The sequence below is a fragment of the Neobacillus sp. B24 genome (assembly GCF_055381825.1).
This window is the reverse complement of sequence record NZ_AP035777.1, coordinates 1,451,226-1,466,349: the sequence shown is the minus strand read 5'-3', so window position 1 is coordinate 1,466,349 and position 15,124 is coordinate 1,451,226. Positions and strand designations below refer to the sequence as shown.

The following is a 15,124-nucleotide window of genomic DNA, read 5'->3' as shown; positions in this document are numbered from 1 at the left end:
TTCTCGAAAAAATCCACTATTAAGCTAGTAATAATTTTAAAATTGCTTTTTGGGCATGAAGGCGGTTTTCCGCTTCATCAAAAACAACTGAATGCGGGCCGTCGATAATTTCTGCGGTTACCTCTTCGCCGCGATGGGCCGGCAGACAATGTAAAAACAGGAAATCCTCTTTTGCATACTTGCATAATTCTGCATTGACTTGGTAGGCCTGGAATGCTTGCAATCGTTTTTGAGTCTCTTCCTCTTGCCCCATGGAGGTCCAAACATCGGTCACAATCACATCTGCCCCGGAAACAGCTTCCACCGGATCGTTGGTAATCGTCACATTGCATCCATGTTGTTTGCCAGCTTTAATTGCTCTTTCAGTAATATAGCCATTCGGCAAATAGCCCGGCGGGGAGGCAACCGAGATATCCATTCCAACCTTGACGGCGCCTTCCATTAAGGAATGGGCCATGTTATTATTGCCGTCGCCAATATAGGCCAATTTCAGGCCCGATAACTTGCCTTTATGCTCAAGAATCGTTAACAGATCAGCCATTACTTGAGTCGGGTGCTGCAGGTCGGTCAGTCCATTGATGACTGGCACTGTGGCATGCTCTGCCAATTCTTCCACTGAATCGTGGGCGAATGTACGGATCATGATGCCATCAACATAGCGTGACAGTACCTTTGCCGTATCGGAAATACTTTCACCGCGCCCCAACTGAATATCCTTGGAACTTAAGAAAATCGCATGACCTCCAAGCTGAAGCATGCCAACTTCAAATGACACCCTAGTACGGGTGGATGATTTTTCAAAAATCATCCCCAATACCTTTCCGTTCAAATAGGGTTGTGGTTTTCCCTGCTTTTGCAATGCCTTCAATTCCTGGGCCACATCTAGCAAATAAAGAATTTCTTCGCTTGTATAGTCAGATAGCTGTAAGAAGTCTTTCCCTTTTAAGTCTATATTAGTTGCCTTTAGCATGGACAACACCTCTCTTTTCCAATTCGTAGAACTCGCTGACCGTCTGAACGTAATAATCCGAAACCGTTGGCAGCCCAATCATCGCTTTCACCGTATCCAAATGAGTAAACACTGGCACCTTGTAGCGGACGGCATGTTCGCGGATTTGGAAGCCGAATTTCTGTTTGTTACGGCCTTGATTCGGAATATTGATAACACCTTTTACCTTTTGATTTTTGAAAAATTGCAGGACATCGTTTTCATCCTTGACTACTACTTCAACAGTGATGCCGTGGCTTTGCAGATATTCCGCCGTGCCCTCGGTTGCGGCGAGCTTATTTGTTTTAACCAGTTCCGCAATAATCGGAAGACTGACCGGCTTTTCACGGTCGGAGATGGAACATAAAATATAGTTTCCTCCACCAAGAGAAGGAATCGCTTTTTCAAACGCTTCTTGATAGCTCTGGCCAAGCCCGAGTGCTTCACCTGTCGATTTCATTTCCGGTCCGAGCACATGGTCCACTCCTTTTAGTTTGCTGGAGGAGAAAATCGGTGCTTTGACGGAAAAATAATTTGGTTCCGGCTGGAGTCCTGGAGTATAACCAGTAAGTGTATCTCCCAATTGTGCGCCAACGGCCAATTCAATCATCGGTATTCCAGTCACTTTGCTGATGATTGGCACGGTGCGCGACGAGCGCGGGTTGACTTCAAGTACATAAACCGTATCTTCGTGGATGACAAATTGTATGTTCATCATCCCAACGATTTGCGCTTCTTTCGCAATTAGATCAGCGTAATTTATTAACGTTTCTTTCATTTTTGGGGTGATCGTAATTGGCGGAAACACTGAAATACTGTCACCGGAGTGAACGCCGGCTTTTTCAATATGTTCAAAGATGCCCGGTACGACAATCTGCTCGCCGTCACTGATGACATCAATCTCGCATTCCAGCCCTGGCACATATTTATCTACCAATAACGGCCACATTTTTTCGTGTGAATCTAGCTGTTTGATATAGCCCGATAATTCCTCTTCTGAAAAAATCGTAAACATCGCCTGGCCGCCGATGACATACGATGGCCTTACTAGAACGGGATACCCGAGCTCCGCAGCACCAATGAAAAGTTCATCTGGTGTTTGGGCCATTTTCCCTTCAATATGTGGAATCTGCAGATCCTCCAGCAAGCCATAAAATTCTTTCCGGTCCTCTAAACGGTCAACATCCTTCACCGACGTTCCCAAAATGTTAATGCCCTCTGCTTCTAACTCGTGGGCCAAATTAATCGCCGTTTGCCCGCCGAATTGAATCAGCACACCTTCTACCTGTTCTTTTTCAATTACATGAAGAACATCTTCGGCTGCGAGCGGTTCAAAGTATAAGCTGTCAGCAACGGAATAATCGGTACTTACTGTCTCTGGATTGTTGTTGATGACAACCGCTGCGTAGCCTTTTTTCTTGAGGGCCTTCGCGGCGTGCACGGAACAGTAATCGAACTCAATTCCTTGACCGATCCGGATTGGGCCGCTGCCAATAACAAGGATTTTTTTCTTTTCCGTCGGCTCCACTTCATCAAAGCCGTGCCAAGTAGAATAGTAGTATGGTGTGACGGCATCAAATTCGGCCGAACATGTATCAACCATTTTATAGCCTGGCTTCCAGTTTTGTTCCTTCCACTTGCTTCTGATTTGTTTTTCCGGAATATGATAAATTTGCGATAATAGCTTGTCGGCAATGTTATTGCGCTTGGCTTGTTTTAAAAGCTGAAGCGGGACATTGCTCCATTGGTAGGTTGCAAGCTCTGTTTCCAACGCGACGATTGAGCTGATTTTGTGTAAAAACCATGGGTCGATTTGGGTTAACTGCTGAACTTGCTCAAGAGTGCAGCCTCTCTTAAAAGCTTCAGCGATGACGAACAGCCGCTGATCGTTGGCTGTTTCAAGAAGGGGTTCCAAATCCACTTCTGCTAAAAATCCTTCGCGGCATAACCCATATACGTTCATTTCCATGGAGCGAATCGCTTTGTTAAGCGCCCCTTCGAACGTCCGGTCAATCGCCATTACTTCACCGGTGGCTTTCATTTGTGTCCCCAGTGTTCTGTCCGCTTCAGGGAACTTGTCAAACGGGAAGCGCGGCAGTTTTACGACAATATAATCAATCGCTGGTTCAAACGAGGCAAAGGTATTGCCTGTTATCGGATTCACAATCTCATCCAAGTGGTAGCCAATCGCGCACTTTGCCGCCATCCTTGCAATCGGATAGCCGGTAGCTTTTGAAGCAAGTGCCGATGAACGGCTCACCCTTGGATTGACTTCAATAATGTAATACTGGTTGGATTCAGGGTGGAGCGCGAACTGAATGTTACAGCCGCCAATAATCTCGAGTTCCCGAATCACCTTTATCGAAACGTCACGGAGCATTTGATACTGTACATCTGTCAACGTTTGCGACGGGGCGACCACAATGGAATCGCCAGTGTGAACACCGACCGGGTCCATGTTTTCCATGTTGCAAACGATGATGCATGTATCATTGGCATCACGCATGACCTCATATTCAATTTCCTTCCAGCCCTTGATGCTTTTCTCGACCAACACCTGGTGAATCGGGCTGGCTGCCAGACCTTTTTTCAGAACAACTTCCAAGTCCTCTTCGTTATAGGCAAAGCCGCCGCCGTCCCCGCCCAGCGTGTATGCCGGTCGAATAATGACTGGGTAGCCGATTTGCCCTACGAACTCCAGGCCCTCTTCATAGCTGTGAATGATGGCCGATTCTGGAATCGGTTCGCCAATTTGCAGCATCAGGTTGCGGAATCGCTCACGGTCCTCTCCGTTTTTGATCGACTCAACGGACGTTCCGAGCAGCTCGACATTGTATTTTTCAAGGATCTTCTGTTCAAAGAGCTGAACGGCAAGGTTTAGGCCGGTTTGACCGCCAAGGGTACCAATGACCCCATCCGGCATTTCTTTTACAATAATTTTTTCAATACTTTCAACCGTTAACGGCTCGATATATACTTTATCGGCAACGGCCTCATCGGTCATGATCGTTGCCGGGTTATTATTAATGAGGACCACTTCCAGTCCTTCTTCTTTCAGGGCGATGCACGCCTGTGTGCCAGCATAGTCAAATTCTGCTGCCTGCCCGATGACAATCGGACCTGAGCCAATTACTAGCACTTTTTTCAGATTTTTATTTAACGGCATAACGTGTCTCTCCCATTGATGCAATCTGTGTAACAAATTCTGTTAAAATATGTGCGGTATCACTTGGCCCCGGATGGGCTTCCGGGTGAAATTGTACAGTTTTAATATGATAAGTTTTATGCTGCAAACCCTCAATCGACTTGTCGTTTACATTCCGGTAGGTGACATCGAACACCTTACTGTCAATGCTGTTATCAACGACTACATAGCCGTGGTTTTGGGCTGTAATTTTCACTTTTCCAGTATTTAATTCCTTTACTGGATGGTTGCCGCCGCGATGACCGTAGGCAAGCTTTTCAGTTTTGGCGCCATAGGCAAGGGCGATTAACTGGTGCCCTAGACAAATTCCAAGTGTCGGATAATGCTGGCTGATTTTTTTAATTTCCGGGAACCACTTTTTCAGGGACATCGGGTCGCCAGGGCCGTTGCTAAGTAAGACGCCATCCGGATTTAGGGCTTTTATTTTTTCAAATGATGTATTATACGGAACTACACTGACGGCGCAGCCTTCTGCCAGCAGGGCGTTTAGGATTGACTTTTTAAAGCCAAAATCCATCAGGACCACATGCGGGCCGTTATTTTTGAAGTATTGCGTCTTCTTTGTGGAAACTTGATCCACCCATAGTGGTGCTTGCTCGGCTGCTGGGAAGCTTGCTTCTGACATTTTGCTTAAAAAGCCTTTGACCGTGCCCCGGCTGCGAATGGTTTTTACAAGCAGCCTTGTGTCTACTCCAGCAATCCCCGGAACGCCGGCCTGCTTTAGTTTCTCGGAAAATTTTTGGAATGATTGATAATGGCTTGGTGTTTCACATAAATCGCCGATCACGACACCTGCGAGTGCAGGTGAAATGCTTTCATCGTCCAAGGCATTGATGCCGTAGTTTCCGATAATCGGATAGCAAAACGTGATGATTTGACCGGCATAGGAAGGGTCGGTGATGATTTCCTGATACCCAGTCATACTTGTATTAAAAACGACTTCTCCGAGGGAGTCTTTGTCAGCTCCAATCAATATGCCTTCAAAGACCTCTCCCGTTTCCAAAGTAAGGTAACCCTGCTCCAAATCACTCACTCGCCTTTCTCTAAACTTAGGAAGGTTTTTTCCAGCTTTATAGTAAATTCGTTTATTTCGTCCTTCGTCACAGTTAATGGCGGCAAAATTCGTACCACATCTGGTCCTGCTGTTAAAATCAGCAGCTTATGCTCGATGGCTTTTTTGACAATGGCTGCTGCATCGGTTTCGACTAGCAGCCCTTTTAGCAGCCCTTTGCCGCGGATGTCTTTAATAAAATCGTATTTTTGTTTCAAGCCTTGGAGCTGAAGGTCCAGGTACGGTGCCATTTCGTTTGCTTGGTTAAGTATGTTGGTTTCAACTATATGTGTAATGGTTGCCACCCCTGCAGCAGTTGCAAGCGGATTTCCGCCAAATGTGCTGCCATGGCTGCCAGGTTCGAAGCCCTTTGCAGCTTCTTCTTTCGCGATGATCGCACCGATTGGGAAACCGGAACCGAGGCCTTTGGCAACGCTGATGACGTCTGGCTCAATGCCATATTGCTCATATGCAAAAAGTGTCCCTGTCCGGCCAATACCCGTTTGAATTTCATCGACCATTAGAAGAATGTTGTGTTGCTTGCAGATTTCTGCTAGTTTTTGCACCCAGATTGGATTGGCAGGAATAACGCCGCCTTCCCCTTGGACAAGTTCAAGCAGAACGCCTGCCGGCAGTTTGGATTCCAGTTCATCAAGCGCTTCAATGTCGTTGTATGGCAGGTAGCTGAAACCTGGCATTAATGGCGCAAAGCCATGCTGGATTTTTTCCTGGCCAGTTGCAGTTAGGGTTGCCAATGTCCGCCCGTGAAACGATTGCTTGAAAGTTACGACTTCTGACGAACCGCTTCCCTTCACCTTGTTGGCATATCTTCTAGCAAGCTTGATCGCCGCTTCATTGGCTTCTGCTCCGCTGTTACAGAAAAACACTTGGTCACCGCAGCTATTGGCTGTTAGCAGGGCTGCCAGTTGATCTTGATTCGGAATGTTATATAAGTTTGAACAGTGCCACAGGTTTTGCAGCTGTTCTTCGAGCTTTGCTTTAACTGGTTCCGGTACATGGCCGAGGTTGCAGGTGGCAATGCCGGAGGTGAAATCTAATAGCTGTGTACCCTTGTCATCCCATACATAGCTGCCTTTTCCCTTGACCAGCGTCACTGGAAAGCGGGCGTAGGTTGGCATGACAGGCGAAAGTTGAGATATGGTATTATTATTTGGCATTACGCTATCTCCTCTTCTAAAACGATTTTAGTACCGATTTGTTTTCCGTTCACGTAATCTAGTAAACTGCTTTTTTCAAAGCCGTTAATGATGGCGACTTCAGGGATGTTATGAACTAGGCCATCAATAGCCGCTTTAACCTTCGGAATCATCCCACCGTAGATGGTTTGATTTTCGATCATTTCCTCGATAATGGCTTTTGAGACTTTATCTACTTTTGTTTTTACGCCATTTTTTTCAACTAAGATTCCTGGGATATCACTGATAAAACATAATTTCGCCTCGAGTGCTTTCGCAACAGCGGAGGCAGCGATGTCGCCATTGATATTGTAACGCTGGCCGCATGTATCGATTCCAATCGGCGAAACCACGGGAATGCACCCTTGGCTAACGATTCCATCGATGACTTTTTTATTTACACCGACCACCTCTCCAACGTAACCAAGTGTTTTGGCATCGGAAGTTGGTTCTGCTTGGAGCAGATTGCCATCCACGCCGCTCACGCCAATGGCGCTGCCGCCTACTTCTACAATGTTTCTGACGACTTGTTTATTGACCATTCCACTTAAGACCATCTCTACAATGTCGAGAACATCGTGGTTGGTCACTCTGAGGCCATTAATGAACTTCGTTTCTATGTTTAAGCTTTTTAAAAGTTGATTGATTAAAGGACCGCCGCCATGGACAAGGACGGGCGTCCATTCCCCTAACTCCTGCATCCGGACAATGTCTTCATAAAATGACCTTGGTAGATTTTCTAACACACTTCCACCGCACTTTATGACTAAATATTTCATTTGGAGTTCCTCCTTTAAGTGCGGTAGGATGCGTTAATTTTCACATAGTCATAAGTAAGGTCGCATCCCCATGCGGTAGCACTATAGCCGCCTTGGTTTAGGTCAACATAAATTTGGACAACTTCTTGCTCCAGATAACTCTTGGCTGCCGCTTCATCAAATGGGCATGGCAGGCCGTTTTCAAATACTTTGAATGATCCTAAAGCAACTTTGACTCCGTTTGGCTCCACCGGAACTCCGCTATACCCGATTGCTGTAACGATTCGGCCCCAGTTTGCATCTGTTCCGAAGATAGCCGATTTTACAAGATTAGAAGAAATAATGGATTTACCAACAGCTCTTGCCGCCTCGTAACTAAATGCTCCGTTCACCTGAACTTCAATTAGCTTTGTTGCTCCTTCTCCATCTCGGGCAATTTTTTTCGCTAGAGATTCACTGACAATCTTTAATCCATTCACAAATGTATCCCACTCTGGGTGGTCTTTTGTCAGTTGATCATTCCCTGCAAGTCCGTTAGCCATAACCAGAACCATATCATTTGTACTCGTATCACCATCGACAGTTATCATGTTAAAGGTTTGATTTGTCACTTCTCTAAGCGCGGCTAAAAGGTCTTCATGAGCAACATTTGCATCTGTTGTGACAAAGCCGAGCATGGTAGCCATGTTTGGATGAATCATGCCGGAACCTTTTGATGCCCCGCCGATGCTAATGGTTTTGCCATCAAGTTGTAATTGAACTGCGGTGTGCTTCACGCAAGTGTCGGTTGTCAGGATTGCTTGCAGGAAATTGTCTTGAGCTTCATATTCATCATTAAGAATTTGACTAATTCCTGCCTGAATTTTATCCATTGGCAGCAATTCGCCGATCACCCCTGTTGATGTAACTGCTACCAAATGCTGATCGATCCCTAGCTGATCTGCAAAGTCATTTTGCATTGTAACTGCATCCTTTAACCCTTGTTCCCCTGTACAGGCATTGGCGTTTCCGGAGTTCACTATGATCGCTTGAATTTTATTTTCCTTTGCTATGCTTTCTTGAGTCACCAGAAGCGGTGCTGCCTGAAAAATATTTGTCGTATATACTCCCGCAACTGCTGCCGGGACCTCTGAAACTATATAACCGAGATCAAGCCGTTTCCGTTTAACCCCGCAATGCATGCCCCCCGCCTTAAACCCTTGCGGTAAAGTAACGCCTTCTTCTTCAAGTACAACTATTTTCTGACTGGATGTGGCTTGAATCATTGTAATTTCCCCCTTTTGGTCCCTGTTCGTTCGTAAAGCTCTTTACCTATTAAGCTATTTTTTCATTATGGATATATTGGGATGTCATCAAGCCCCGTCCTGACATCCCAGCCAAACATGATATTTGCGTTTTGGATGGCCTGGCCTGCGGCGCCTTTTACTAGATTGTCAATCACTGAAATGATTGTTAGGCGATTTGTACGTTGATCGACATGAAGACCGATGTCACAAAAGTTGCTTCCGAGAACTTCTTTTGTTGACGGTACTGTTCCCAGAGGCCTGATTCTTACAAATGGTTTATTTTTGTAGTATTCATCGTATAGTTGATGGACGTCTTCTGTAGAGAGTTTGTTTTTCAGTTTCACATAAGTTGTACACATAATTCCGCGGTTCATCGGTACCAAGTGCGTTGTGAAGGTAACCGTTATTGGATTCCCGCTTTCATCTGAAAGAACCTGTTCGATTTCCGGTATATGCTGGTGTGCTCCCAGTTTGTAGGCCTTTAGGTTTTCATTGATTTCAGCGTAGTGAGAGGTTAACGAAAGTCCCCTTCCTGCACCGCTGACACCCGATTTTGCATCTATAATGATACTCTCGTAATCTGCTACATTATTTTTTAAAATCGGAATCAATCCGAGAGTTGCCGCGGTAGGGTAACATCCTGGATTTGCTATTAAATTTGCATTTTTTATTTGTTCGTCATAAATTTCACTTAGCCCATACACCGCTTCGTTTAGGTAATTTCCCGGTGGAGCTGCATGCTTATACCACGTTTCATATTCTTCGGTGGACCTTAGTCGAAAGTCCCCGGATAGATCAATACATTTCAAGCTGTATTCCCTGAGCTGCGGAACAAGATTGCTGCTGACCGCTGAAGGAGTTGCCAGGAAAACGAGATCGTTATCTTCTGCTAAACTTTTTGGATTGAATTTTTCCAAAGGTTGTTCTATTAATCCAGTTAGGTGCGGATATGCTTCACTAAAGCTCTTTCCTGCCTGGGAGTTAGAAACAACTGTACCAAGTTCAATATTAGGATGCTTTTTTAAAAGCCTTATTAACTCAATTGCGCCATACCCGGTGCCGCCAATTATCGCAGCCTTCAATTTCTCTCACTCCCGCATTGTTTTATAATGAATTATTATACATACATGTATATAATTATTCAATCCATAAATTACTTATTTTTCATTATTTATTTAATTTTTACGCACTTTATTTTGTAAACGCTTTCAATTATTTGTTTATATTTATACAACCATCATGCATAGCTGCATAAAAAAAGAGACCATCAAGGTCCCTATAGAATGCTTTATAAATTGGAATGTACTAAATCCAAAACCTTTTTTAATTCCCCTATAGACACCTGCCCCGGTGCTGAAGCTTTTTTAGCAGATGCAAATGTAATGGCTGAGCCAAACACCTCTCCTGAGAATCGGCTTATAAGTCCAGTACCACCCATTGAAATCGTAATGATTGGCGTATCAGCATACTCCTTGTACATGGTATTGGTCGCCTCCAACAATGTTAGAACGTCAACAGTACTCGTTGGCATAACAGCTATCTTTGGAATGTCCCCTCCTAATTCCTGAGCTTTACGCAGCCTTGTCACAATTTCTTCTTTTGGAGGTGTCTTATGAAAATCATGATTTGAAATAATAACAAGGGTTTTGTTTTTATGAGCAAATTCTATCAGATTTTTGATGTCCTTTTCTTCATTAAATAGCTCAACATCAATAAAGTCTGCCAAACCTGTTTCAGCCACTGCTTTGTTTAGTTCGAAATAATACTCATTGCTGACTTCCTTTTCGCCGCCCTCCCGCTTACTTCGAAAAGTAAAAATAAGCGGTGCGTCTTTAAGTATTGTTCGAAGTTGTAAAAGTGCGTCTTTAACCTTTTCAATATCTTCAACACTTTCAAAGTAATCTACCCGCCACTCGACCAGATCAAAGTCCAGTTCCTTTAAAAATTGAGTTTCTTCTATTAATTCAGTCAGCGTTATGCCAACCAGTGGGACGCAGATTTTCGGGGCTCCTTCACCAATTGTGACCCCTCCAACATTAATTACTTTCTTCATTTAAGTCACACCTTCTTATAATTTCGCCAATATTTCATCAGCAATCTCGTCAGGAGTTTTGTTATCTACCTGTATTTTTATATGGTGGTTTGCGTAAACCTCCTGCCGTTTTTTATAAAGCTCTTTAGTTTCTTCCATTGATTTGCCTTGAAGTACAGGGCGGTTATCAATAATTAGCTCCAGCCTGTCTTTCCAGCTCTCAAATGATATATCTAGAAAAATGACATTTGCATTGGATAAACATGCTTCGCGGATTTCTTCTTGTAAAAAGGCTCCCCCACCTAAAGATAGTACCAAATTCGTTTTTCCTGTTAAGTCGGCTATTACGCTCTTTTCCTTTTCTCTAAATACCGGTTCCCCGTATTTTTTAAAAACTTCTGGTATTGGCATACCAAATTCCTTTTCAATCACGTCATCTGTATCGATAAACTTTCTATTTAATTTCTGGGCCACCAGTTTTCCTACCGTCGTCTTGCCGGCCCCCATAAATCCTATAAATACCAGGGTTTTCCCATTATGTACCATAAAAAAACTCCATCCATTCTACTAATTTTAAAATTACCCAACGAAAATGTTACGGAAACTATTTTTCCATATGTATTAAGGACAGTTTGAACATAAAACTATCAAGAAGTGTCTTCTATTCACGTTATTGAGGACACTTCTGCCTTAATTCTAACCAAATGTGTCCTCTATCCGCCTTATTGAGGACACCGCCGCCTTAATTCTAACCAAATGTGTCCTCTATCCGCCTTATTGAGGACACCACCGCCTTAATTCTAACCAAAAGTGTCCTCTATCCGCCTTATTGAGGACACTTACCCCTGAAAATTCACGAACATTGTCCTCAATAGCGCTTTTTATAAAAGTTATTTTCATATTACACTATATTTCATTCAAAGACATAAAATATTCTGCTAATTTACCCATATAAAAAGAGACTCCTCATCGGAGCCTCCACGTTCATTGCTTCATTTTCGGATCGAGTACATCCCGCAGGCCGTCCCCCATCAGGTTAAACCCAAGTACAGTCAGCATAATCGCAATCCCCGGGAAAAACAATGTCCACGGTGCTTGGGTAATGTAGTTTTTCGAGTCAGCAAGCATTTTGCCCCACTCTGGCTCTGGCGGCTGGGCACCCAATCCCAAGAACCCCAGTGCAGCCGCTTCAATAATTGCCGTGGCAATAGCCAGCGTCGCTTGAACGATAACCGGCGAGATACTATTCGGCAAAATATGCCGGAACAGAATTCGTGAGTCCTTCATTCCGATGGCGCGGGCAGACATGATATATTCCTCCTGCTTCACACTAAGCACCCTAGAGCGGACAAGCCGGCCAAAGTTCGGCACATTAATAACTGCAATCGCAATCAACGCATTCTGTAAAGATGGTCCTAAAATCGATACCACTGCAATCGCCAAGAGAATACTAGGAAACGCCAGCATAATATCAAACACACGTGAAATAATCCCGTCAACCCAGCGGCCGTAATATCCGGCGACAATACCGAGAAAAGTCCCGGCGACAACGGATCCTAAAACGGAGAAGAATCCTACCCATAAAGAGATCCGCGCCCCATATAATATTCGCGAGAAAATGTCGCGGCCAAAGTCATCTGTGCCGAACCAATGCTTGCTCGACGGGGCCTGCATCCGGTCGGCCAGCACCTGCTCCTTAAAGCCATAGGGTGCTACCCAAGGTGCAATTACGGCAAGCACAATAAAAAACAGCACAATCGCCATTCCAATAACGGCTAGTTTATTTTTATAAAAAGATTGCAATGCCTCTTTCCAAGGAGGAATCAGCTTTTCTTCGGCGGGTATCATCGAGATATCGGCTGTATTTTTCACTAGTTCTGCCATTCTTTATCCCTCCTTATTTGTTGTACTTGATTCTTGGATCGACCAGGACATACAGCAGATCGACAACCAAGTTAATCAAAACAAAGATCGCAGCGATGAGTAGGATCCCCGACTGGATAACCGGATAATCACGGTAGGCGATGGCTTCGTATAAATAACGGCCAATACCAGGCCAACCGAAGATCGTTTCTGTTAAAATCGCTCCGCCCAAAAGAAGTCCGGTTTGTAAACCGATAACGGTCAAAACAGGGATGATGGCATTTTTCAAGGAATGCTTGTACACCACCCAGAACATTCTCAGGCCCTTGGCTCTCGCGGTCCGTACATAATCGGACTTCATGACCTCAAGCATTGTCGCCCGGGTCATTCTCGCAATAATCGCCATAGGAATGGTCGCAAGCGCGGCACTTGGCATAATCAAATGCTTCAATACGGTAACAAATTGATCAGGTCTCCCTTGAAGCAAGGAGTCGATGAGATAGAAGTTTGTTATGGCCGTAACAGGATCACGGACATTTTCCCGGCCGGTTGTCGGAAGCCAGCCCAATTCAATTGAAAAAGCCCATTGAAACATTAAGCCGAGCCAAAAAATCGGCAGCGATACCCCGATGAGCGCCAGTACCATAGCGCCATAATCAAACCATGACCTTGAAAACCAGGCACTGATAATCCCTGCATTAACGCCAATCACGACAGCAATGATCATCGCCACAAGCGTCAATTCGGCTGTCGCTGCTAGAAACGGCCAAATCTCTACATTAATCGGACCTCTTGTTCTTAAGGAGGTCCCCAAATCTCCTTGAAGGAGTTGTCCAACATAATCAAAATATTGTATGTACCACGGCCGGTCCAGCCCCAGCTCTCTTGTTAAAGTGGCAATCGCTTCGGCAGTGGCCTTTTGTCCAAGGATGACTTGGGCGGGATTTCCCGGAATCGCATGTATAATGGCAAAAACAACAAGCGTCATCCCAAATAGTACGGGGATTAAAGACAACACGCGGCGAATCGTATAAGTGAACAATTCTTTTCACCTCTTTTTTGAAAAAAAGGGGAGTTAGTACTACCTCCCCTTCCTGGAATCATTATTTGAATTCAACCTTTGTCAAAGCTTCAGAGCCGGTTGGATGCGGCAAATAACCTGATACATCCTTTGCAGCAGCCAATAACGGTCTAGAGTGTACAAGCGGCACCCATGGAGCATCATCTTTAATAATCTCTTGGGCTTTCTTGTAAAGCTCATTACGTTTGTCTTTGTCAGGCTCAGATTGCGCAGCAATCAAGATATCATGAAGTTCATCATTGCTGTAGTAGGAATAGTTGTTGCTACCAATGCTATCTTTGTCGAGCAATGTGTACAGGAAGTTATCAGCATCGCCATTGTCACCTGTCCAGCCAAGCATAAACATATCAAACTTGCCTTTTGCTGCGTCATCCAAATAGGTAGCCCATTCAGCAGATTTGATATTGGCCTTTACGCCAATCTTGCTCAAGCTATCTTGGATTACTTCAGCAACTTTCTGCGCTTCCGGCATATATGGACGAGCCACAGGCATTGCCCATAGGTCGATTTCGAAGCCTTTTTCATAGCCTGCTTCCTTCAACAGCTCTTTTGCTTTTTCCAAATCATAAGGGTAATCCTTAATGTCTTTGTTATAGCCATCAATATTCGGCGGCATTGGGTTAATCGCCGGTTCTGCTTTTCCTGCATAGAAAGCTTCAATAAGGGCTTTCTTATCAATCGCATGGTTAATCGCTTGGCGAACAAGCTTGTTATCAAATGGTTTCCGTGTTGCTGTCATACCTAGGTAACCAACGTTCATCGATGGACGTTCTACAACCTGCAGGTTTGCATTTGATGTGACCGTTTTCTCATCGGAATAGTTTAGGCCATCCATAATGTCAATTTCTCCATTGACAAGCGCATTCAAGCGCGCTGTGTTTTCAGGAATAACCCGGAAAATCAGTTTATTTAATTTTGGCAGTCCTTCTTGCCAGTAATCAGGGTTCTTTTCAAGCGTTACAGTATCATTTTGCTTCCATTCCACGAATTTGAATGGACCTGTACCTACTGGATGGCTTCTGAAGTCATCACCATACTTCTCAATGGCTGCCGGGCTGGCAATACCAAATGGAGACATGGCAAGGTTCTTTAGGAATGGACCTTGAGTTCGATTTAACACAAATTGCACTGTATTCTCGTCAACCGCTTTTACCTCTTTAATCACGTGGCCGGCATCACCTTCATAGCCGCCGAAGTTGGAGTAGTAAGGGAACTTATCTGCATTCCCACTTGCCCAGCGTTTGAAGTTGAAGACAACGGCATCTGCATTAAAGTCGGTTCCGTCATGGAATTTAACACCCTTGCGAAGCTTGAAGGTGTAAGTTAATCCATCTTCGGAAGGCTCCCACGATTCAGCAAGCCCAGGATTAAGGGACATATCTTGATCCCCAAACTGGATCAATGTTTCAAAAATATTCTCAGTTACTTTAAAAGCTTCCCCTTCTGTTGTCGTGATTGGGTCTAGGGATGTGGAATCACCGCCGCGCCCGAAAACAAGCGTATCCTTAGTAGAACCTGAACTGGAACCGCCGTTTGACGCAGGCTCCTTCTTTCCGCCTGTTTCTTCCGATTTGCCGCTGCAGCCAACTAGAAACATGCTAATGGCCATAATGGCAATCAACAGCATTTTAAAAGAATTCTTCTTCATTCTGTTTCCCCCTGTG

Annotated in this window: 12 protein-coding genes; all 12 read right to left on the bottom strand. The window is 44.6% G+C overall.

Annotated features, from left to right (window positions below):
* Positions 1-19: 19 nt before the first annotated feature.
* Positions 20-970, bottom strand: coding sequence for an ornithine carbamoyltransferase (gene argF / locus ACZ43M_RS07210; protein WP_464506732.1), 951 nt, complete (start codon positions 968-970; stop codon positions 20-22).
* Positions 954-4,154: a carbamoyl-phosphate synthase (glutamine-hydrolyzing) large subunit gene (gene carB / locus ACZ43M_RS07205; RefSeq protein WP_464506731.1), complete on the bottom strand. Its 3,201-nt coding sequence runs from the start codon at positions 4,152-4,154 to the stop codon at positions 954-956. Before carB ends, argF begins: the two co-directional genes overlap by 17 nt.
* Positions 4,141-5,217, bottom strand: a complete 1,077-nt coding sequence (locus tag ACZ43M_RS07200) for a carbamoyl phosphate synthase small subunit (RefSeq protein ID WP_464507982.1) — start codon at positions 5,215-5,217, stop codon at positions 4,141-4,143. Before ACZ43M_RS07200 ends, carB begins: the two co-directional genes overlap by 14 nt.
* Positions 5,218-5,222: 5 nt before the next feature.
* A complete protein-coding gene (locus ACZ43M_RS07195) occupies positions 5,223-6,422 on the bottom strand; it encodes an acetylornithine transaminase (protein WP_464506730.1) in 1,200 nt (399 codons plus the stop codon).
* Positions 6,422-7,219, bottom strand: coding sequence for an acetylglutamate kinase (argB, locus tag ACZ43M_RS07190; RefSeq protein WP_464506729.1), 798 nt, complete (start codon positions 7,217-7,219; stop codon positions 6,422-6,424). Before argB ends, ACZ43M_RS07195 begins: the two co-directional genes overlap by 1 nt.
* A 14-nt stretch (positions 7,220-7,233) precedes the next feature.
* Positions 7,234-8,460, bottom strand: a complete 1,227-nt coding sequence (gene argJ, locus ACZ43M_RS07185; protein WP_464507981.1) for a bifunctional ornithine acetyltransferase/N-acetylglutamate synthase — start codon at positions 8,458-8,460, stop codon at positions 7,234-7,236.
* A 68-nt stretch (positions 8,461-8,528) separates the two neighbouring features.
* On the bottom strand, positions 8,529-9,566 hold the full coding sequence (gene argC / locus ACZ43M_RS07180) for an N-acetyl-gamma-glutamyl-phosphate reductase (RefSeq protein ID WP_464506728.1): 1,038 nt from the start codon (positions 9,564-9,566) through the stop codon (positions 8,529-8,531).
* A 206-nt stretch (positions 9,567-9,772) separates the two neighbouring features.
* Positions 9,773-10,537: a type I 3-dehydroquinate dehydratase gene (aroD, locus tag ACZ43M_RS07175; protein WP_464506727.1), complete on the bottom strand. Its 765-nt coding sequence runs from the start codon at positions 10,535-10,537 to the stop codon at positions 9,773-9,775.
* Positions 10,538-10,552: 15 nt separating this feature from the next.
* Positions 10,553-11,062, bottom strand: coding sequence for a shikimate kinase (locus tag ACZ43M_RS07170; protein ID WP_464506726.1), 510 nt, complete (start codon positions 11,060-11,062; stop codon positions 10,553-10,555).
* Between the two features lie 438 nt (positions 11,063-11,500).
* Positions 11,501-12,400 (bottom strand): nickel transporter permease, encoded by a 900-nt coding sequence (gene nikC, locus ACZ43M_RS07165; RefSeq protein WP_464506725.1) that lies wholly within the window; start codon positions 12,398-12,400, stop codon positions 11,501-11,503.
* 13 nt (positions 12,401-12,413) lie between these two features.
* Complete coding sequence (locus tag ACZ43M_RS07160; RefSeq protein WP_464506724.1) at positions 12,414-13,421, bottom strand: ABC transporter permease; 1,008 nt, start codon at positions 13,419-13,421, stop codon at positions 12,414-12,416.
* A gap of 61 nt (positions 13,422-13,482) precedes the next feature.
* A complete protein-coding gene (locus ACZ43M_RS07155) occupies positions 13,483-15,108 on the bottom strand; it encodes an ABC transporter substrate-binding protein (protein WP_464506723.1) in 1,626 nt (541 codons plus the stop codon).
* Between the last annotated feature and the right edge of the window lie 16 nt (positions 15,109-15,124).

Coding starts and splice junctions, on each gene's coding strand:
- argF (WP_464506732.1), bottom strand. CDS start 970: ATGCTAAAGGCAACTAATATAGACTTAAAAGGGAAAGACTTCTTACAG.
- carB (WP_464506731.1), bottom strand. CDS start 4,154: ATGCCGTTAAATAAAAATCTGAAAAAAGTGCTAGTAATTGGCTCAGGT.
- ACZ43M_RS07195 (WP_464506730.1), bottom strand. CDS start 6,422: ATGCCAAATAATAATACCATATCTCAACTTTCGCCTGTCATGCCAACC.
- argB (WP_464506729.1), bottom strand. CDS start 7,219: ATGAAATATTTAGTCATAAAGTGCGGTGGAAGTGTGTTAGAAAATCTA.
- aroD (WP_464506727.1), bottom strand. CDS start 10,537: ATGAAGAAAGTAATTAATGTTGGAGGGGTCACAATTGGTGAAGGAGCC.
- ACZ43M_RS07170 (WP_464506726.1), bottom strand. CDS start 11,062: ATGGTACATAATGGGAAAACCCTGGTATTTATAGGATTTATGGGGGCC.
- nikC (WP_464506725.1), bottom strand. CDS start 12,400: ATGGCAGAACTAGTGAAAAATACAGCCGATATCTCGATGATACCCGCC.
- ACZ43M_RS07155 (WP_464506723.1), bottom strand. CDS start 15,108: ATGAAGAAGAATTCTTTTAAAATGCTGTTGATTGCCATTATGGCCATT.